13 protein-coding genes and 1 pseudogene are annotated in these 20,148 nt (G+C 57.8%); 4 read left to right on the top strand and 10 right to left on the bottom strand.

Features of this window, described 5'->3' with window-relative positions; all coding sequences use genetic code 11:
* The 10 genes and pseudogenes from ACT3T6_RS10565 to ACT3T6_RS10520 all read right to left on the bottom strand — a co-directional run.
* A partial coding sequence (locus ACT3T6_RS10565) for an RHS repeat-associated core domain-containing protein (RefSeq protein WP_444625945.1) occupies window positions 1–3,475 on the bottom strand: 3,475 nt, incomplete at its 3' end.
* Window positions 3,464–5,446: pseudogene (locus tag ACT3T6_RS10560) on the bottom strand (type VI secretion system Vgr family protein); the annotation flags it as partial. The gene ACT3T6_RS10565 and the pseudogene ACT3T6_RS10560, both read right to left, overlap by 12 nt.
* 166 nt (window positions 5,447–5,612) lie before the next feature.
* On the bottom strand, window positions 5,613–6,044 hold the full coding sequence (locus ACT3T6_RS10555) for a bifunctional adenosylcobinamide kinase/adenosylcobinamide-phosphate guanylyltransferase (protein ID WP_193055072.1): 432 nt from the start codon (window positions 6,042–6,044) through the stop codon (window positions 5,613–5,615).
* Window positions 5,996–6,649, bottom strand: coding sequence for a histidine phosphatase family protein (locus ACT3T6_RS10550; RefSeq protein ID WP_172118263.1), 654 nt, complete (start codon window positions 6,647–6,649; stop codon window positions 5,996–5,998). Before ACT3T6_RS10550 ends, ACT3T6_RS10555 begins: the two co-directional genes overlap by 49 nt.
* Window positions 6,586–7,356: an adenosylcobinamide-GDP ribazoletransferase gene (cobS, locus tag ACT3T6_RS10545; RefSeq protein WP_193055073.1), complete on the bottom strand. Its 771-nt coding sequence runs from the start codon at window positions 7,354–7,356 to the stop codon at window positions 6,586–6,588. Before cobS ends, ACT3T6_RS10550 begins: the two co-directional genes overlap by 64 nt.
* Window positions 7,353–7,889 carry a bifunctional adenosylcobinamide kinase/adenosylcobinamide-phosphate guanylyltransferase gene (locus ACT3T6_RS10540; RefSeq protein WP_172118265.1) on the bottom strand — a complete coding sequence of 179 codons (537 nt, stop codon included), beginning with the start codon at window positions 7,887–7,889 and terminating at the stop codon, window positions 7,353–7,355. Before ACT3T6_RS10540 ends, cobS begins: the two co-directional genes overlap by 4 nt.
* Window positions 7,873–8,994 carry a threonine-phosphate decarboxylase CobD gene (gene cobD / locus ACT3T6_RS10535; RefSeq protein ID WP_287078087.1) on the bottom strand — a complete coding sequence of 374 codons (1,122 nt, stop codon included), beginning with the start codon at window positions 8,992–8,994 and terminating at the stop codon, window positions 7,873–7,875. The genes ACT3T6_RS10540 and cobD overlap by 17 nt, the downstream gene beginning before the upstream one ends.
* Window positions 8,991–9,956, bottom strand: coding sequence for an adenosylcobinamide-phosphate synthase CbiB (gene cbiB, locus ACT3T6_RS10530; protein ID WP_193055075.1), 966 nt, complete (start codon window positions 9,954–9,956; stop codon window positions 8,991–8,993). Before cbiB ends, cobD begins: the two co-directional genes overlap by 4 nt.
* Window positions 9,953–10,999 carry a nicotinate-nucleotide--dimethylbenzimidazole phosphoribosyltransferase gene (cobT, locus tag ACT3T6_RS10525; RefSeq protein ID WP_193055076.1) on the bottom strand — a complete coding sequence of 349 codons (1,047 nt, stop codon included), beginning with the start codon at window positions 10,997–10,999 and terminating at the stop codon, window positions 9,953–9,955. Before cobT ends, cbiB begins: the two co-directional genes overlap by 4 nt.
* A gap of 120 nt (window positions 11,000–11,119) precedes the next feature.
* A complete protein-coding gene (locus ACT3T6_RS10520; protein ID WP_193055077.1) occupies window positions 11,120–12,580 on the bottom strand; it encodes an efflux transporter outer membrane subunit in 1,461 nt (486 codons plus the stop codon).
* Between the two features lie 277 nt (window positions 12,581–12,857).
* On the opposite strand from ACT3T6_RS10520, the gene ACT3T6_RS10515 reads away from it, so the two are divergent.
* The 4 genes from ACT3T6_RS10515 (at window position 12,858) to glk (ending at window position 20,114) form a co-directional block, all read left to right on the top strand.
* Window positions 12,858–13,916: an efflux RND transporter periplasmic adaptor subunit gene (locus ACT3T6_RS10515; RefSeq protein ID WP_193055078.1), complete on the top strand. Its 1,059-nt coding sequence runs from the start codon at window positions 12,858–12,860 to the stop codon at window positions 13,914–13,916.
* An 11-nt stretch (window positions 13,917–13,927) separates the two neighbouring features.
* Window positions 13,928–17,005, top strand: a complete 3,078-nt coding sequence (locus tag ACT3T6_RS10510; protein WP_193055079.1) for an efflux RND transporter permease subunit — start codon at window positions 13,928–13,930, stop codon at window positions 17,003–17,005.
* Between the two features lie 251 nt (window positions 17,006–17,256).
* Window positions 17,257–19,149, top strand: coding sequence for a phosphogluconate dehydratase (gene edd, locus ACT3T6_RS10505; protein WP_193055080.1), 1,893 nt, complete (start codon window positions 17,257–17,259; stop codon window positions 19,147–19,149).
* Window positions 19,146–20,114 carry a glucokinase gene (gene glk / locus ACT3T6_RS10500; protein ID WP_193055081.1) on the top strand — a complete coding sequence of 323 codons (969 nt, stop codon included), beginning with the start codon at window positions 19,146–19,148 and terminating at the stop codon, window positions 20,112–20,114. The genes edd and glk overlap by 4 nt, the downstream gene beginning before the upstream one ends.
* Window positions 20,115–20,148: the final 34 nt, after the last annotated feature.

The following is a 20,148-nucleotide window of genomic DNA, read 5'->3' as shown; positions in this document are numbered from 1 at the left end:
CACCCGCTACACAACCTACTACTGTCTTACAGAGAGCCCCTCCCAATAAGACTTGACCACCGCCACCAACAACGGTAGCGGTACGTGTCAACACATCCATGCCCTCGTCACGGATGAAGCGAGGTATCATTTTAGAATGAAACTTGATGGCTTCCCAAGCATTTAACCCTAGCGGATCCACCATCCCTATTGGATTCGCCACATATCCATACAAATTAATCCCACCCAACAACCCAATCGGATCCTGGCTGATGTACCTGCCTTGCTGCGGATCGTAATATCGGTGGCGGTTATAATAGAGCCCGCTTTCTTCATCGTGCCACTGCCCCTGAAAGCGAATCGGCTGACTCGCACTGCCGCGAACGTTCTTCACCGCCGCCCAGTCATCAGGCTGCGCCTGCCATTTCGTTTCGCCGTTGACGGCGACCAGTTGCATGGGCGTACCCAGTGCATCGGTGACGAAAGCACTCAACATTTGGCCTGGCTGAGTCTCATCAATACGCAGCATGGGCACAAAACTGCCCGGCTCGTAGACAATGGTTGAGCGTTGATTTTCGGACTCTTCGCGCACGATGCGATCACCGTCCCAGCCGTAGTGGATGGTGGCAGTAGTGCCGTTGGTATGGCGTACGGTTTTGCTGATCCGGCGGCCCAGGGCGTCGTAGCGGTAGGCGGCCTCCGTGGTATGGCCGTAGGCGCTGGTGTGGGTGAGCTGTACCAGACGGTTGGCGCCGTCGTAGCCGAGCGTCAGACGCTCGCCGTCCGGTTGTTGCCGCTCGATCATATTACCCGCACCGTCGTAACGATAGCGAGTGCCGTTGAGCTGGCTTAGGCGGTTGTCAGAGAGCGCCTGCTGGCCATCCAGGCGGTTACCCGCGGCGTCTACTGTGTAGCGGTGGGCCTGGTCGCCATGCTGGCTGCCGGTGAGGCGCCCGGCGGCATCATAGCTGTACGCAATCACTTTGGAGTGTTCACCTTGCAGAGCGCGGAAGCTCATCCGGCCCAGGGCGTCGTACTGGTACTGCTGGCCGCCGTTTGCCTGAGCCCCGCGCAGGGTGAGGTGATCCAGTTGGCCGAGGTTGGTGTAGTCGCGCTCCAGGATCAGCGGTTGCGTCTGGTCGCCACTGCCGAGGCTCAAGCGGCGCTGGGTTTCCCGGTGCAGGACGTCGGGTTCCAGGTCGATGTCAAGATTCAGGTCCGGCGCGCTCAAGCCGTGCAGGTGGCCGCTGCCGTAGGTGTGCCAGTTCAGGGCGGGCAAGTCGCCAAACTGACTCTGCTGCGGGGCACCGTTGGCGGTGAGGGTGTGGTGCTGCTGCCACTGCCAGCCGCTGTTTCCCTCCATACCGGCATGCCGCTGCTGTTCGCCGGTTAGTCGCTGGGCGTGGTCGTAGCTGAATGTGACTTCGCCGTGGCTGTTAGTCACGCTGGCCAGTTGACCGTTGGCGCTCCAGCGGTAGTGTTCGCTGCTGGCCTGGGCGTGTTCGGTGGCCGGTAGATGGCGCGCTACAAGTCGTCCGGCGGCGTCGTACTCATAGCGCGTAGCCAGCGGCTGGCCGTCCGGACCTGTGCGGTGGGTTTCGGTGCGCTCGACCAACTGGCCCGCGTCGTCATAGCGGTACTGCTGTTCACGACCATCCGGACCGGTCTCGCTGGCCAGGCGGTCCATGTCGTCATAGGCAAAGCGATAGACTGCACCGTTGCCCAGGGTGAGTTCGTTCAGACGGCCGACTTCATCATAGGCGGTGGCCTGGTGGCTGCCGTCGGCCTCGATGCGCTGCACCGGGCGGCCGTGATCGTCAAAGAAGAACTGCTGGCGGAAGCCTTGCGGGCCTTCCAGCTCGACCAGGCGGCCCTGCGGGTCATAGTGATGGTGCCAGTGGGTGCCATCGGGCTGTTGAGTGGCAATACGGCGCCCTAACTCGTCGTGCTGAGTGCGGGTGGTTTCTCCCAGGGCGTTAGTGACACTGGCGAGAAAACCGTGGCGGTCGTAATCGTACGCGGTGCGCTGCTGGGAGCAGTCGATCTCGGCGGTGACCTGGCCCAAGGCGTTCCATTCACGCTGGTGGGTCGCGCCCACCGCATCGGTGACCGTGGTGGGGCGGTCAGGTAGCTGCTCATTATCATAGGCAAAGGCAGTGGTGCCTTCCGGCCCGGTAACCTCCAGCGGCTGGCCGCGCTCGTTGCGTGTAATTTGCCAGCGCTGGTGCTCGGGGCCTTCCACACTGGTCGTATCGCCCATGGCGTCGCGCTTAAGGGTCCAGCGCTGACCATCCGGCGTGATCTGACCGATCACCTGGCCGTTCTCGTCACGCTCGATCTGCGTCTCGCGGCCCAGCGGGTCGAGGGTGGCCACTTTACGCCCAGCGCGGTCGTAGCGGAATTCGATGCGCGAGCCGTCAGCGCGGGTGTGGGCAGTCCAGCGCTGGCCGGGGCCGCTGCCCACGAAGTGATACAGCTCTTCACGGCCCAGGCTGTCGGTGACCTGGGTGTGATCGACGTGATAGGTGTAGCGTCGGGCGAGGCCGCCCGCTTCCTGCTGGCCGACCACGCGGCCATCCGGGGCATGGCGGTCCCAGGTGTAGTGGGCTTCCATACCGCCGGGCACACGGTGGGCGGTCAGCATGTGATCCTGCCACTCGAACTCGCGCACCACTTCGCCATGGCGGTGACGCACAGCGAGCAGGTCACCGGCTGCGCTGAACGAGTAGCGCACCAGCCAGTCATCCTGCACGCTGCCGTCGTGGTCCTGCACCAGTGTGACGCCGGTCAGGCGCTGACCGGCATCATCAACTTGCTTGGGCAGCAGGGCATCGTAGACGAACTGATAATGACGCCCGGCGCTGTCGATGGCGCGTACCAACACGCCATTGTCCCACTGGTACGCCGTGGTATAGCCGTTGCGGTCGCGCTCTTCGATTAGCGGCCAGCGTGTGCTGGCCTCCTCGGGGCGGGCAAACACGTAGTAAAGACCGCTGGTATCGCTGAGCACGATGCGTTCGGGGTCGTCGCGCAGCGTCTCGTCCAGCGCCTGCCAGCGGGGATCGTTATCTGCTGCTTGGTCTTGAGACACGGATTCGCCCCCGCGGCGTATCCACAGCTGTTCGGTAGGCGAGAAGCGCGCCTGCCCCGGTGCGAGTGATCCAAAGGTGATGGCTCGCCCCTGAGCGTCATGCACGATATATGCGTCATCTTTTAAGGTAATGGCCAGACTTTCGCCGGGCAGCGACCAGCCCTGGCCGAGTACGCCGATCCGCGCGTTGCTGGAAAGGTACCCACGGCTGAACACAAAAGGGCGCGGTGCGGGTAGCGCAAAATCGGTCTCGGCGGGGAGCAGCTTGGCGCCCAGCAGCGGGTTCACCGGGCTGCCGACGGCGGGTTCGCAGGCGCTACAGTCGTCGGCCAGGCCATCGGTGATGTCGATGTCCTCCAGCGCCAGGGGCGTGGCCGCGGCAATGTCGCTGCTCAGCAGGGGCATCTGGTGCGGCTCGAGGGTAACGTCTTCGCTCTCTTCCGGCTCCGCTTCGCCCGGTAGGCGGGGCAGCATGATCGCCTGCCCCTGGCCACGGCCCGGGCTGCCGCCGGAGTTGATTTTCACCTGCGAACCCACAATGGTCACACCGCTCGGGTCGAGTTTTACAAAACTGCCGCCGGCCTTGAGGGTGATCTCCGCGCCGGCCTCAATCACGACCTGAGAACCTGCCTTGTAGTGTACCTCGCGGCCGGCTTCCAACAGCTGCGAATCGCCGTAGAACTCGTGGCGGGTCTGATCCACCTGAAGGTGGTCATCGCCCTTGATGTGGGTAAAGCGGTCGTTATGTACTGTCAGGTGATCGTCGTTGTGAATCTCGCTTAAACGATTGCGGTGCAGCTTCAGGTGGCTGTCGCGGCGGATCTCTTCGGTGCGGTCGTTGAGCGTCAGAAGCTCCAGGTCTTTCTGGGCGTGGAGCCAGATCTGCTCTTCGCTCGCTTCATCTTCAAAGCGCAGTTCGTTGAAGCCCTCGGCTTTATGGCTCTGGGTGCGGATCACGGTGCGGGTCTTGTGCTCGGGTAGCGGGTAGGGCGGGATGTTGACGGCGTGATAGGTACGCCCGGTGACCAGCGGCTGGTCCGGGTCGCCTTCGAGGAAGGAAACGATAACCTCATGCCCGATGCGCGGAATCGCAATACTGCCGTAGCCGCCGCCTGCCCAGCCCTGAGCCACACGCACCCAGCAACTGGCGGTTTCATTGGGCTCGGCGTAGCGGTCCCAAGGGAACTGTATTTTTACGCGGCCGTGCTCGTCGCAGTAAATTTCCTCGCCTTCCGGGCCGACCACGAACGCCACCTGGGGCCCATCCACGCGCGGTTTGGGGTTGGGCGTAGCACGCCAGGGGGCGTCGCCGGGCATGAGGGTGACCTGGTTGACGTAACGCGTCATGCCGCCCGATTCGCTACTGCTGATGCCATCCTCTTCCAGCGCCTGGGGCTGCTCGCCCGTGTGGTGTACGGCCACTACCTGCCAATCGCGGTTAAGGCTTTGCGTGTCGTGGTCAGTCAGGCTAAAGCGCACGCCGGGGGCAAGTTCGGGCAGGTCGCTTTCGGCATTCGCAGTGATCGCGTCGCGGCGAAGCTCTTCCAGGCGGATGCGGGTAAACGGCTGGCCCGAAGCGTCCTGCTTGTAGCGGCCGGGGTAATCGAAGTGCTCGTAGTCGGTCTGCTGGCCGTGGGCTTCCACGTCGCGGCCCAGGTGTTCGTGCAGTTGGGCGTAGGCCGGATTCTTGAAGCTGTAGTCTTTCAGGGTGGCAGTGGCCGCCGCTACGCGGGCGGTGTGGCTGAGCTTGCGCACATGGCGCGTGGGCGCGGTGCCGCCGGCGCGGCTGTGGTAAGTGCGCTCGCCTACATTCGCCAGCACTTGAGGGTCATCGGCGAATACCAGCCGGTGGGCGCTCTCTTCAAATTCATGGAAGTAGAACAGCCCTTCTTCGGCAGCCAGGCGCTCGATAAATGCCAGGTCAGTCTCGCGGTACTGCACGCAGTATTCGCGCTCGGGCAGCTCGCGGGTGACGGCGAAGGCCACGTCGGTAATGCCACGTTCGTCGCACAGGGTATTGATGATGGTCAGCGGGTCGACTTTCTGGAAGATACGCGAGTTGTGGCGCAACGAAAGCCGCCAGAGCGCCGGGCGCAGCACCAGGGAGTAAAAAGTGCGTCGATGGCCGCGGTCGCCGCGACCAAACTCGCTAACGATACCGTGCACATGACGCAACGCTTCACCATCCTGCCAAACGGTCAGGGTGGCTTCGCGGTCCAGCAGCTCGGCGGCGTCCAGCCGGCCATCGCGGCTGGCCAGGTTGAGCACCAATTCAAAAGGCTGGGAGAGCGCTTCGCGGTGGGTAAAATCGATCACCGCGATATCATCAACGCCGGGCAGCGTTAGGGTGAATTGTAGGCCCTTACCGTTAGCCATCGTGCCACTCCCTGGAACGTAACAAAAAGACAAACGTCCAGAGTAGCGGTAACTCACTGAAGAACAACCCTTTAAGCGCGCAAAGCGACAATATCCTACAAAAAAGTAAGAGATCTCTTACAAAAGCAGGATAAAACTGACGTACTAAAGAAAAACGTGCTGCTACTTAATTAGGTAATCCCTGCACCAACCCATGGCGCACATACCAAACGTGCTCGGCACGTTCCGCTACGTCTTGGCTAAACCAGCCGTTTAAATCACGCAGGCGGCGTTGGTGGCGCTCGATGGGCACTATGCCTCGGCCGATATCGCTGGCGATAATAACCAGCGCTGTTTGCTGCGCCTTGGCAGATTGCAGAAGCTCGTTTAAATCATCGCACCATTGTGACCGCCAGCCATCGCTTCCTGCATCTGAGTCCATGGAGGCTGAGAGCCACTCCAGTACGCCATGCAGTATTAATGGTGTGCTGGGCAACATTACCCCGGCGCACTCACGTAAGCGCTGCCCAGGCGCTAACCGCCACCAGACAGCACTTGGAAAACGTGTTTTTACAAGGCTTCGCTTACCGGCACAGGCACCGCCGATGAACAGTTGCATAGCCACTCTCCTTTTCCACAATCGCCGGGGTGATACGTCAATTGCCAGCGTCTTCCCTGGGCCTGAGTCACCGCGCCATCCCAAAACTCAATCGTTTCAAAGCGGCGACGAAGCTCGCGGATAACGCCGCCATGCGTCACGACCAGAATCTTGTGATACCCATGCGCCAAGGCATCTTTCGCTACATCGGCAAGCCAAAGCGCCAAGCGCTCACGTAACTGAGCCGCGGACTCGCCACCGGGAATTTGTAGCTCGCCGACACTATCCACCCAGGCTCGATAATGCGGCAAGTCCTTAAGTTCATCGTAAACCTTGCCTTCATAATCGCCAAAATTGAGTTCTTGTAGGCGAGACTCCAAACGTAGCGGCACCCCCGGCTTGGCCGCTTGAATCCATTCAAGCGTTTGTTGGCAGCGGTGAAGGTCACTTGAATAGATCGCGTCAAAACGCTCGCTTGCTAGCGCTTCGCGAAGTGCTAAAAGCCCCTCTTCAGCATCAGGAAATAACAACGGAATATCGCGCTGCCCCTGATAGCGGCGCTCTACATTCCAGGCGGTGATGCCATGGCGTACCACCACCAGCTCAACATTAACCCCATCAGCCACAACTCACCCCCTTCTATCGTCGCACCCACCATATCACCATTAATACCCTGGAACAGTGTCATCAGCGCCCATCGGCTGGCGACTACAAATAAGCCCGTCGCAAGACACATTGCCATAATGCCCGACCAAAAAAGCGCGAGCAGCAGCAAAGGTACCAGCGCCAGCAGTACATCACGCAGGCCAAGCGACTGTTTCCAGGCCCAGGCCAGCCCTGTTTGTTGAGCACATGGCGTGAATACCAGTAGCATTGCACCGCCCCACCGCCCCAGCGCGGGGAGTACCACCAACCACCAGAGCGGAGCACCGTATTGCAGCAATGCCCAAAGCAGGACGCCTTTCCAGGCAAGCAAAAAAAGCAGCGCCAGGATGCCGAAACTGCCAATTTGGGGGTCTTTCATGATTTCCCAGCGGCGCGCCAGCGGCTGATTGCTGCCCAGTGCATCGGCTAAATCCATTACCCCATCCAGGTGCAAGCCACCGCTCAAGCCCACCCATAGGCTGAGCAGCGCAAGTGCGGCAATTGGCGTGGGCGCGTTTTGAAGCAACAGCGCCAGCAGCGCTAACAAACTACCCAACAATAGCCCCACCAGGGGATAGACACGGATAGCCCAGCGGCGGGTTTTAGGTGTCCAAGGGCAAGCAATCGGTACCGGTAAGCGGGTTAAAAACTGCAGGGCAAGCGCACCACCATAAAAAGCATTTTTCATGAAGGCTCACTCTTGGGTTTCCACTCAATGGCATGCCCAGCCACCACTTCAAGCACCGAGTTTGCCTCAGCCGCCAGCCAGCAATGCAGTGCCTGTAAAAACGTCAGGAAACTCCAGAGCTCTTTATCAGGTGAAGGCAGATCCTCATTGAGGTCGTTGGAAACCAGCACCAGGTGAATGCCTCGCGAGCGCGCATCTTGTACGCTCTTAGCTAACAGCGCCTTGCCTTGGGAGTCAGTTAAACCACCCGCGTAACGCACCTGACTGGCCCAGAGTGTCAGGCAGTCCAACAATACAGCGGCGCCATCGGGCACTTGTGCGATCGCCTGGTCAATGGCAATGGGCGCCTCTATCGTGATCCAACGCGTATCCCGTGTACTTTGATGGCGTGCCACTCGCGCCGCCATCTCTGCGTCATAAACCTCCGCAGTAGCAATGTAGTAGCAACTGCTCCCCTTGGCGGCTTTTATTACCAGTTGCTCGGCCACTGCGCTTTTCCCCGAGCGAGCGCCGCCACTAACAAAGACAATCATTCAGTACCTTTAGTAATCGTTGGTTCGCTGTTGCGCCACGCAGGGCAATGCGCACCCAATCGCCGTCCAGACCTGCAAAGTTATGCGTATGACGAACCAGTATGCCGTTTCGCAACAGATGCTCAAAAAGTACGTTACTGGTAAGCCCCCTTTCACGCAAAGTGTTATTAGGCCTTACCAGAAAAAAATTCGTCGTGCTGGTGACGACATCAAGCCCTTTTGTAGGCAGAGATGCCTCCATCAGCGGATGCTGCTGGCTTAGCCAGCTGCGAGTTTGCTCAGCAAACACCGCATCCCGAAGAAGCGGCGCCACCAACGCAGCCGCCATCTGATTTACGCTCCAGGGAGGTTGATGCACCGCCAGCGTTTGGATGGCCACCGAAGACGCCAGCACGTAGCCTACGCGTAACCCCGGCAACGTATAAAACTTGGTCATCGAGCGTAGCAGTAGTAGATGCGGATACTCGGTCAACAGGGGCGTTAACGACGCTCTTTCCCCCACCTGCACGGTCATATCGACAAACGCTTCATCAACCACCACATCGCAACCTATCGCTGCCGTGCGGGCCAATAACGCCTGCATGATACTCAGTGGAATCAACGTAGCGGTAGGGTTATTGGGGCGGCATAAAAACAGTACGCTGATGCCTTTTAGTGATGCCATTAACGCGTCGAGATCAAGCTCAAACGTTGGAGCGGATAACGCAACATAAGTAATTGGCAAACGATGTGCGCGGCAGGCGCGCGCATACTCTCCAAAGCCAGGCGTCACGATGGCGGCGCGCTTGCCCGCATACCGGGCTGCCGCTAAAAAAATCGCCTCGGCGCCCCCGTTGGTCAGCAGTACCTGCTCGGGCGTAACGCCGTGGTAGGCGGCTATCGCTTCCCGAGCCACGCGATAATCAGGTGCCGGGTAATGGGCAAGCGACGCAATCGACGTAGTGAGCGCGTTTGCCACCCACTCAGGCGGGCCAAGCGGATTAAGGTTGGCGCTAAAGTCTTCTATCGGATGCGCATCGGGTAGCCCAAAGCGCTTTAAAAGTGCGGCTGGCTGGCCACCATGGCTTGGCCAGTGAGAGGCGCACTGCTCTGCTTTATAGCTCACCTTACCCCCACCCATAGCAACCCCATCAGCCCCATAAACAGCAGCCACCCTACATGCATTAGTTGAATGGTCGCCCCAATGTGCGTCACGTTTAGTGGCGCCAGTGGCTCGCCAAGCGTTGCGCGCCGAGAAACAGCCCCTTGATAGGTATTAAGCCCACCCAGCTGCACACCCAATAGCCTGGCAACCATGGCCTCTGGCCAACCGGCATTGGGGCTTGGGTGACGCGGGGCCTCTTGGAAAGTGGCACGTAGCGCGCCTCGCCAGCGTAGCGGCTTATTGGCCACCAAGGCCAATAAAATGCCGCCTAACCAAAGGCAACACGCGGTGATTCGGGCAGGCAACCAGTTGGCTATATCGTCCAGTTTGGCCGAGGCAAAGCCAAAATTCTCAAAGCGCTCGTTACGGTACCCGACCATGGAGTCCAGCGTATTAATCGCCTTATACGCCAGAGCTAACGGCGCCCCACCTATCACGGCAAAAAACAGCGGTGCGGTAATACCATCCACGGTATTTTCAGCCACGGTTTCCACCGTCGCCCGAGTGATTTCAGCCTCATCGAGCGCTGCCGTATCGCGCCCTACAATCATGGAAAGCGCTTGGCGTGCGCCCGGCAAATCGCCGTTAGCCAGCGGTACCGCGACGGCTCGGCCTGCATCCGCCAACCCTTTAATGGCAAGCGTTGTAGCCAGCAGCCAGAGCTCTGCAACTAACCCAAGCCAAACGTTAATCGCCGTTAACAGCGCAAGCACTGACCAGCTAACACCCCATACGGCAATGACGACGGTTGCGGTGAGTAGAAATCCTCGGCGCTTTCGCTGTGAATCAGTGCCTCGATTCCAGCACTTTTCTAAAAAGCTGATCATGCGGCCAATGAAAACGACCGGGTGCGGCAACGAGCGAGGGTCGCCTAGTAGTAAATCCAATCCGATAGCGAGTGTAATAAGCAGTAGCAGGGTCACGCTGTTTTGTCCGCGATACCGGCGGAGGTAAACGTCGCCATTTCAGCCATCATGGCGGTAGCCGCCTGGAGCAAAGGGAAAGCCAGCGCGGCACCGCTGCCTTCCCCCAAGCGCATGCCCAGCGCGAGTAACGGTGTTGCCTCAAGCGCTTCCAGCGCTACCCCGTGGCCTGGCTCTTCAGAGCGATGACCGAATACAAGATAGCCGCTTACAGCGGGGCAAATTCGGCAGGCAGTCAGTGCGGCCACGCTAGCAATAAAACCATCGACAATGACGGGCAGGCGATAAGCGGCTGCAGCCAAATAGGCGCCGGTCATCGCGGCTATTTCAAGCCCACCCAAGGCGGCCAGCACGCTTAACGGTTGATTCGCCTCAAAATGCCGCGCCGCAAGCGCCCGTTCAATAACATTCACCTTATGGGTTTGCTGATGGCTATTAAGCCCTGTGCCTGCGCCCACCACCTGAGCCACCGGCGTACCGGTCAAGGCCGCTAGCATGGCGCTACTCGCGGTGGTGTTGGCAATGCCCATCTCGCCTACTATCACACTACGGCAACCCGCCTGGTGAGCGCGCGTCACGGCATTAATGCCTGCTTCAATTGCCGCCTGGGCTTGCTCGGGGAGCATGGCATTTTCAATAGCAATATTTCCCGAGGCGCGACGTATCTTATTGACGACCACGCCCGGCATATCAATATCGCCTACGACACCCACATCGACGATTTCCAGCCTGGCGTTCACCTGCCGGGCAAACACGTTGATTGCCGCACCTCCGCTGGCGAAGTTGGCGACCATCTGTGCCGTAACCGCTTGGGGAAAGGCAGAAACGCCTTCGGCGGCAACGCCATGGTCCGCGGCAAACACCACGACCCCAGGCGGCGTAAGAGTAGGCGCACGTTCACCGCTAATTTCGCTAAGCTGAATCGCCAACTGCTCTAGCATCCCAAGGCTTCCAGGCGGCTTGGTCAGCGTGTCCAGATACGCCCTTGCCCTATCACCAGCAGCGTAATCAACAGGTTGTATCTGGGCAATAAGGGAATGCATAGCGAGCTCCGGTAGCGTAAAAGAAAACAGACAGTTAAGCCTCAAATAGTAACAAACGTTGGGGCTTTAACGTTGCTCTTTCATCGCCGCGCACCTGGCTTTTTAGCCGTTACGCTGGTGCTATTGCAGTGTTGCCGGAGGATTGGCCTGCCACCCGCCGCCCAGGGCTTTAAATAACGTCGCTGCCGCCGCCAACCGTTCGCGCTGCACATCCGCACGGTCAAGCTCGGCTGAAAGCAGCGAGCGATCAGCGTCGAGCCTTTCCAGCATGCTGACTTGCCCTTGCTCATGCATCAGCACCGCAAGCTCCTGCGCCCGCTCTACCGCCTCAAGCTGGTCATTGACTGCCTCGACGCGCTGCTGGCTGATATCGTAGTTATACAGCGCATCGCGTACTTCGTTGAAGGCGGTCAACACGGTTAGTCGATACTGCGCATCGGCTTGTTCGACCAGCGCTTCCGCGCTTTCCACATTGGCTCGGCTGCGCCCGAAATCCAGAAGCGGCCCAACAATTGATGCACCAAGCCCCCAAGAGTGTGCATTATCGGTAAACAGGTCGCTGGTATTGGCCGCCACGCTTGCCAGGGAAGCATTGAGGTTCAGCGATGGCAAACGGCCGGCTTCGGCCACACCAACCTGGGCGTTAGCGGCGATCAGCTCAGCCTCCGCTGCCCGCAGGTCTGGCCGCCGCTGAAGCAGTTCTGAAGGGAGTAAATGCGGAATACGCGCAGGCTCAGCAATTTCGCGTAGATGCGTATCGCCAAAATCAAGCTCGCCCATTAGTTCACGCGGTGACATCCCCGCCAGCACGGCCAAGGCGCCTCTCAGCGTCTCTACCCGCTGAGTAACCTGCGGGAGTTCAGTACGCGCGCCCTGCCACTCAGCTTCAGCCTGGCGCACCTCAAGTTCACTGCTTTCACCCAACTCGAACCGCAGTTGTTGCAGCCGGTACGTCTCTTCGTAAGCGGCCTGCGTCTCTTCAAGTATCGCCTGCTGGTACTGAGCGCTTTTAAGATCGAAATAGGTAGTGACAACATCCGCAATGACGCCAATTTCAGCGGCATCGTGGGCAAACTGACTCTCTTCAAACATGGCGATGGCGGCCTCGCGTTGGCGCGCCAACCGTCCCCAAAGGTCAAATTCATACTCAAGGCTACCCGCGAGAGAGTATTGATTGCTGGTCGAGGTGAGCAAGTCTTGCACCGGCTCAATATCGATGGGTATGGAAGCCCCAGGCATGCGTTCGCGGTTAGCTTCAGCTTGGTAACCAACGCTTGGGAATAGCTCGGCATCGGCCAACCCCAACTGTGCTCGGGCCTCTTGAATACGGCCCAGTTGAACGGCCAATTCGAGATTATCCTGCGTGGCACGGGCAACCAGCGTATTTAAGGCGGGATCATTGAACTGCTTCCACCAATCGCGCCATTCGCTGCGCTCTGCCTGGCTGAGCGTAATACGCTCAGGCCAGGTATCCGGTAGCGCTATTTCAGGACGCTGATAATCAGGCCCTACCGTACAGCCACTTAATAAAGCGACAAGCGCCACCCCTAACCAACGGCGTTTGACGTTCCCCTTGTACATCTGCACTCCTTTGCATTCTTCTACAGTGTTTGCCACCGTTGAGCTATTCATCCACTCAAATAATTATCTCAGGATAAAATTAAACAACCGTTCGTCGCACTCCCTGCTAACTACTATAGTTCTAACAGCTATGGCTCTAACGACGATGGTTCTAACGACTATGATTCTAACGACTATAGTTGCTAGCTTGCATAACGACACCCTGGTTATAAAGATACCCTAGTGATAATAATACGTTAGTTAAAAATGGATTTGACCGCTTGCATGGAGGCAGCTAATGAGGCCGGGCTTTTTATGGATTTTGTTGGTGCTCACCCCCTTATTAACCGTGGGTTGTGGCAACGATGATGAAACGCAACCTAACCCGACCCAAGTTGTGAAGCTCTATGAAACAAGCCAGCAAGAGGTCTACCCAAGCCGCCGATTTGTAGGCCGCGTGGATGCACTGAGCACGGTGAACCTGGCCTTTCAGGTAGGCGGGCGCATTGAGGCGCTTCCCGCCGTTCAAGGTGCAACGATTCCACGCGGCGAGTTAATCGCCCGGCTCGACCAGACCGACTATGCCTTACAGGTTCGCAGCGCCGAAGCCGAGTACGAGCAAGCTCGCCGCCACCTGGTAAGACAGCGCAACCTGCGGGCCCATGACGCCGTTTCCCAATCCGCATTGGATAGCGCCCAAACGGAGGCCGAGCTTGCCGAAACCCAGCTTGAGAGCGCGCGTCAGGAACTTGCCTACACCACCCTTAATGCGCCGTTCGATGCGCTCGTATCCCGGCGTTTAGTCGAGAATCATACAACGGTCCCACCCAATACAGAGGTGGTGCGCATTCAGGATATCTCCGAGCTGCGGGTACGCTTTAACGTGCCCCAAGCGTTAATGCAGCACCTTGAAAGAGACCATCACTTTAAGGTCGAGGCCGAGATTGCCACCCTACCGGGGCAGCGCTTCTCGCTTGAGTATCGGGAACATGCCACCGAACCTGACGAAATCGCCCAGACCTATGAAGTAGAGTATGCCCCAACCCCGGACGTCCCGTTGATCGCCCTCCCCGGCACGACCGCCAGCGTTTTTATCGCGTTTAAAAACACCCTTGAGACACCGCTGATCATGGTGCCCAGCAGCGCCTTGGACAACGATGAACAAGGCGAATTTCAGGTGTGGATTTACGACGGCGATGAAGGCACGGTATCGCCGCAACGCGTTACCCCCGGCGACATCGTCGGTGACCAGGTGATTATTACAGCGGGCCTTGAAGACGGTGCGTCTATCGTTGCAGCGGGTGTTCATTTGCTACGTGATGGCATGCAGGTCAAACCGCTTGAAGCATCGCTATAAGGGGCGTGGTCATGAATATTGCGAAGCTTTCAATCGAGCGGCCCATCAACACCTGGCTGATTGTTGTACTTTGTCTGTTTGGGGGTATTTGGGGGTTTAATGCGGTGGGCAAGTTGGAGGATCCATCGTTCACCATTCCCTACGCGATCATCAACACTCCCTACCCTGGCGCCACTGCTGAAGAGGTTGAGGAAGAGGTTACCGAGCGCTTGGAACGCGCCATTCAGGAAATGCCGCAAATAGACGTGCTTGATTCCAAATCGGTGCCCAACCGCTCAGAAATCCAGGTAGAAGTACGCTCTACTTATGGTAGTGACGAACTGCCACAAATCTGGGATGAGTTGCGCCGCAAGGTTAATGATACCCAAGCCGACCTGCCGCAAGGCGCCCAACCTTCTCAGGTCAACGACGACTTCGGTGAAGTATATGGGCTGTTTTATGCCGTCACCGCCGACGGTTTTTCTACCCGTGAGATTCGCGATATTTCAACTTTTCTTCAGCGCGAACTACTGGCGGTACCGGGTGTTGCCCGCGTCACTAGCGCAGGCGAACGCGAAGAGACGATTTATCTCGATATTTCCAATGAGCGGCTAACCACGCTCGGCATTCCCATCGAGCAGGTAATCAATACCATTCAAACCGAAAACGCCGTCGAAGACGCCGGAGTACTGCGGGTGGGTGATCGACAGGTACGCCTTGTCGCGCGCTCGAACATCGACAGTACCGCGCTACTGGAATCGATCCGCATTGGTGCGCCAGGCACAACCGACCAGGTAGCGCTGGCCGATATCGCAACGATTTATCGACAGCCCACTGAAATCCCCGACCAGGTCATCCGTTATAACGGTCAAACCGCGTTTACGCTGGGTATCTCGGGCATCGAAACCGAGAATATCATTGAGGTCGGTGACGCTGTTGAAGCGCGTATGGAGCAGCTGCAAAGCCGTATTCCGCTCGGTGTTGAACTTCACCCGCTTTATGAACAGCACGATGTCGTTAACGACGCCATCAATGACTTTCTGATTAATTTGCTGATGTCGGTGAGTATCGTTATCGGCGTACTGTGCCTGGTCATGGGCTGGCGGATTGGCGTGGTCGTCGGCAGCACGTTGCTGCTGACCGTACTCGGCACGCTGATGTTTATGGCCATTTTCAATATCGAGATGGAGCGCATTTCACTCGGCGCGCTGATTATCGCCATGGGCATGCTGGTGGATAACTCCATCGTGGTGGCAGAAGGCATGGTCACCAATATAAAGCGCGGTATGAAGGCCAAGAAGGCGGCCAGCGCATCCGCACAACGCACTCAGATACCGCTATTAGGTGCCACTATTATCGGCATTATGGCGTTTGCAGGCATTGGCCTTTCCGATGATGTAACCGGTGAGTTCATGTTCTCGCTGTTTATCGTCATTCTGGTGTCGTTAATGTTGAGCTGGCTGCTGGCCCTCATCGTTACCCCGCTGTTCGGCTTCTACCTGCTGCGCAAGAAAGGTGAAGAGGATGAAGAAGAGAATAATCAGGATGACGAAGAGGATTTATACGGCGGCCTGATGTATCGCAGCTACCGCAAGGTGCTCTTGATGGCGCTTAAGCTGCGCATTATTACCGTCGCGGCGCTGGTGGTGATTACTGGAGCCTGCATGTGGGCTTTTACGCTAGTGCCCCAATCCTTCTTCCCTGATTCAAATACACCTATATTCTTTATCAACTACGAGCTGCCTCAAGGCACCGACATTCGCGCCACGCTACGCGATGTCGAAGAGATAGAAGCTTACCTTCTCGAACAGGACGATGTGGTATCGGTGGCAAGTTTTGTGGGCAGTGGGGCAACACGCTTTATGCTGACCTACTCACCCGAGCAGCCCAATACCGCTTACGCACAATTCATCGTGCGTACGGCAGAGCTCGACGCTATCCCCGCGCTGGACCGACAGTTTTACCGCGCTTTAAATGAACACTTCCCTAATGCCCAAATACGTACCCAGCGCCTGCAGTTTGGGCCCGGCGACGGCGCTGATATAGAGGCACGCTTTCAGGGCGCCTCCGCCAGCGTGCTGCGTGGGTTAGCCGCTGAAGCCGAAGCACGTATGGCGGCCAACCCCTTTCTCATTGACGAGCGCACCGATTGGCGCCAACAGGAGCTGATCGTCGCACCAGTGATTAATGAGGAGCGCGCGCGTATTGCTGGCGTCACACGCGATGATATTACTCAGGCACTTCAGTTTGCCACGTCAGGCATTCAAGCGGGCACCTATCGTGAAGGCGAGCATTTGGTGCCTATTGTGGCTCGAGCGCCTCAAGCGGAGCGAGATGACGTGGCGCTGCTGCCTGATCGGCAGGTATGGAGTGAAGCGCAAGAGCAGTTCATCCCCATTACGCAGGTGGTGGATGCCTTTGAGGCGCGCAGTGAAGAGGCCTTGATTCAGCGGCGTAACCGCGTGCGTACACTCACCGTGGGCGCCGAGCCAGGAGCAGGTTACACGGCGGCCCAGGCCTTCGAGGAGATCCGCGCTGAGATTGAAGCCATTCCGCTACCGCCCGGCTATACACTGGAATGGGGCGGCGAGCGCGAAGACTCCGGCGACGCTCAAGCATCACTGGCGCAGCAGCTGCCTATCAGTTTCTTAATCATGGTACTGACGACCATTCTGCTTTTCGGAAAACTCAGACAACCGTTAATTATCTGGCTGGTAGTCCCCATGTCGGTATGCGGTGTTGTTATAGGCCTGCTGGCGACCGGCTTGGCCTTCTCGTTTACTGCCCTGCTCGGCATGTTAAGCCTTTCTGGCATGCTGATGAAAAATGCCATTGTGCTGGTCGATGAAATTGATGAGCAGATTCGTCAGGGTACGGCACGTTTCCAGGCACTGCTTGAGGCCAGCATTAGCCGCCTGCGCCCGGTACTTTTGGCGGCAGGCACCACCATTCTGGGCATGATCCCGCTGCTGACCGATGCGTTCTTCAACAGCATGGCGGTCACTATTATGGGCGGGCTAGCATTCGCTTCGCTTCTCACTCTGGTCGCGGTACCCACGCTTTATGCGCTGTTCTTCAGCATTAAACGGGACGAGGTTGAAAACGAGTAACTATTGAGTGCCCCATCCGCTACGACAGTCGACGTTCGGTACGGGCCAATTGAATTATACTAGGCTTGTGTCTATGAGCCTCTGAGCGGCTTTAGCGCTGCATGGAGGCAAGGAAGCAAAAGACGCAAGACCTTGGATATAGTAATAAAACCAAATGAATAACCTGTTTTATTATTTATTTACTTTAAATAGTATAAAAATATGTAAAATAACTACACAAACCGTGCCGTTTCTATCATGCAGAGGTCATTATGCCGAGCCCAACACCTGCTACGTTAAATCCTACCGTTGCCAAGGTTACTCAACGTATCCGTGAACGTTCTCGGCAGCGGCGTGCGCTCTACGAAGCGCATATGGCGGACCAACATAAGCAAGGCGTCCATCGTGGCGAGCTTTCTTGCGGGAACCTGGCGCACGGCTTTGCCGGCTGCGATGTTCCTGTCGATAAGGGCCGACTCAAGTTAACCAATAGCGCCAACGTGGGCATCGTATCGTCCTATAACGATATGCTTTCCGCTCACCGGCCTTTTGAAGACTACCCTGCGGTTATTAAAGAAGCCGCGCGGGGCATGGGCTCAACCGCCCAGTTCGCAGGCGGCGTACCCGCCATGTGCGACGGCGTGACCCAGGGGCAGCCCGGTATGGAGCTGTCGCTGTTCTCCCGCGACGTGATCGCCATGGCGACGGCGGTCGCACTTTCTCACAACATGTTTGATGCAACGCTGTACCTGGGTATCTGCGATAAAATTGTGCCTGGGCTATTTATTGGCGCTGCACGCTTTGGTCATCTACCGGCCATGTTTGTGCCTGGTGGCCCCATGACCACCGGCCTTCCTAATGACGAAAAAGCCCGCGTTCGCCAGCTTTATGCTGAAGGCAAGGTTGGCCGAGACGAGCTGTTGGAATCCGAATCCCAGTCCTATCATAGCCCCGGCACCTGCACGTTTTACGGTACCGCCAATTCCAACCAGCTAATGATGGAAATGATGGGCCTCCATCTGCCCGGTGCCTCGTTTGTTAACCCTGGCACCCCACTGCGTGAAGCGCTCACCCGCTACGCCACGGAACAGGCCATTCGCAATACCGAACAAAGCGGCAACTACCGCCCGTTCTATAAGCAAATTGATGAGCGAGCGATTGTTAACGCAATTGTCGGCCTACTGGCCTCCGGCGGCTCAACCAACCACACGCTGCACCTGGTGGCCATGGCAGCCGCGGCGGGCATTACCATTAACTGGGATGATTTCACCGAGCTTTCCGCTGTGGTGCCCAGCATGACCCGCATTTATCCCAACGGCCAGGCGGATGTTAACCACTTCCAGGCGGCGGGCGGTATGAGTCTGCTGATTCGTGAATTGCTCCAAGCGGGTCTTATGCATGGCGACATTCCTACCGTTTTTGGTACGGACATGACCGCCTACACGCAAGAGCCTTTCCTTGAAGATGGCAAGCTCACTTGGCGCGAAGGCCCTGAATCCAGCCTCGATTCAGAGGTACTCCGTCCGGTCAGCAATCCTTTCTCGCCAACTGGCGGACTTACCGTACTCGACGGCAATCTGGGCCGCGGCGTGATTAAAATTTCCGCAGTGAAGCAGGCACACCGCATCGTTGAGGCGCCTGTTCAGCTATTTGATGATCAAAACCAGGTAAAAGCGGCGTTTGAATCGGGTCAGTTGGATCGCGATGTCATCGTAGTGGTGCGCTTCCAGGGCCCTAAAGCCAATGGCATGCCCGAACTGCACAAGCTCACGCCGTTTTTAGGCGTGCTACAAGACCGTGGCTTTAAAGTGGCCCTGGTGACCGATGGCCGCATGTCGGGCGCTTCAGGCAAAGTGCCTGCCGCTATCCATGTCACGCCTGAAGCCATTGACCGTGGTCCTCTATCCAAACTGCAGGATGGTGACATTGTGCGCCTGGATGCCGAAACCGGCGAACTTAACGTACTGATGGATGCCGCCACGTTTGATGCCAGACCTTGCGCGCAGGCCAATCTTGAGCAGAACCACTTTGGCATGGGTCGCGAGCTTTTCGGTGGCTTCCGCCACTTGGCCACTAAAGCCGAAGAAGGCGCAGGCGTGTTTGGCGGCTTTGAAGCTGACGTTCTTTCCCGAGAGCTGGAAAAAATAGAGCAGGAGGACCAATGAGCCGACCTGCTCTCATTGGCGATATCGGGGGAACCAACGCCCGCTTTGCGTTGGTCACCCCGGGGGAGAAAACGCCCCAACACATTCTCAACCTACCCTGCTCCGACTACCCGGGGGTGGTGGAAGCCGCCCAGGACTATTTGAGCCAAGTGGGCGCGACCGGCAGTAACGCGCCCACCGAGGCCTGCTTAGCGTTTGCCTGCCCGGTGCATGCCGAGCAGGTCAAAATGACCAACAACCACTGGCAGTTTTTAAAAAGCGAGGTTCAGCAGACGCTGAACCTTTCGCTGTTTAAAGTTATTAATGATTTCACCGCTCAGGCATTGGGCATCCCCCACGTGCCAGATCACGACCTGGTGGAAGTGAAGCCCGGCACGCCTCAAGCACATGCAGCGCGCCTGGTAATTGGCCCGGGCACGGGGCTGGGCGTGGCGGGCGTTTTCCCTGGTCTGCACGCATGGATTCCGCTGCCCACCGAAGGCGGCCATGTTACGTTTGCCCCCACCGATATTCGAGAGCGTGAACTGCTGGATGAGCTACACAAGCACTACCCGCGCGTCAGCGTAGAGCGCCTATTGTGTGGCCAGGGCATTGTTGACCTGTATACGGCTGACTGCGCCCTTGAAGGCATAGCGCCAGCATTTACCACTGCTGCCGAGGTGACTCAGGCTGCCCAGCAGGGTGATGAAATAGCCAGCCGCACGCTGCTGCGGTTTCTAAAAATCCTGGGGGATGTGTGTGGCGACGCAACACTGACGATGGGCGCTCGCGGGGGCGTTTATCTATGTGGCGGTATTGTTCCACGCCTGCTGGACTGGCTGCCCAACAGCGAGCTACATACGGCCTTTATCAATAAAGGGCGTATGCACACCTATAATGCGGATATTCCTATCTGGGTCGTCACTCACCCATGGACAGGCCTGCTAGGCGCTGCCGAAGCGCTACATAACGAAGAAGTGTTTTAACGCGCAGGGCGGCAGCAACCTCAAAAACAACAAG

Origin of the sequence: Halomonas sp. 72 (assembly GCF_052379785.1) — a bacterium.
Taxonomy (GTDB): domain Bacteria; phylum Pseudomonadota; class Gammaproteobacteria; order Pseudomonadales; family Halomonadaceae; genus Vreelandella; species Vreelandella citrativorans.
The sequence above is the reverse complement of the archived record's forward strand: the minus strand, read 5'-3'. Positions and strand labels throughout refer to the sequence as shown.

Bases quoted from the DNA above. Each gene is read 5' to 3' on its own strand.
- ACT3T6_RS10555 (WP_193055072.1), bottom strand. From the start codon at position 6,044: ATGCAACTGTTCATCGGCGGTGCCTGTGCCGGTAAGCGAAGCCTTGTA.
- cobS (WP_193055073.1), bottom strand. From the start codon at position 7,356: ATGAAAAATGCTTTTTATGGTGGTGCGCTTGCCCTGCAGTTTTTAACC.
- ACT3T6_RS10540 (WP_172118265.1), bottom strand. From the start codon at position 7,889: ATGATTGTCTTTGTTAGTGGCGGCGCTCGCTCGGGGAAAAGCGCAGTG.
- cobT (WP_193055076.1), bottom strand. From the start codon at position 10,999: ATGCATTCCCTTATTGCCCAGATACAACCTGTTGATTACGCTGCTGGT.
- ACT3T6_RS10520 (WP_193055077.1), bottom strand. From the start codon at position 12,580: ATGTACAAGGGGAACGTCAAACGCCGTTGGTTAGGGGTGGCGCTTGTC.
- ACT3T6_RS10515 (WP_193055078.1), top strand. From the start codon at position 12,858: ATGAGGCCGGGCTTTTTATGGATTTTGTTGGTGCTCACCCCCTTATTA.
- ACT3T6_RS10510 (WP_193055079.1), top strand. From the start codon at position 13,928: ATGAATATTGCGAAGCTTTCAATCGAGCGGCCCATCAACACCTGGCTG.
- edd (WP_193055080.1), top strand. From the start codon at position 17,257: ATGCCGAGCCCAACACCTGCTACGTTAAATCCTACCGTTGCCAAGGTT.
- glk (WP_193055081.1), top strand. From the start codon at position 19,146: ATGAGCCGACCTGCTCTCATTGGCGATATCGGGGGAACCAACGCCCGC.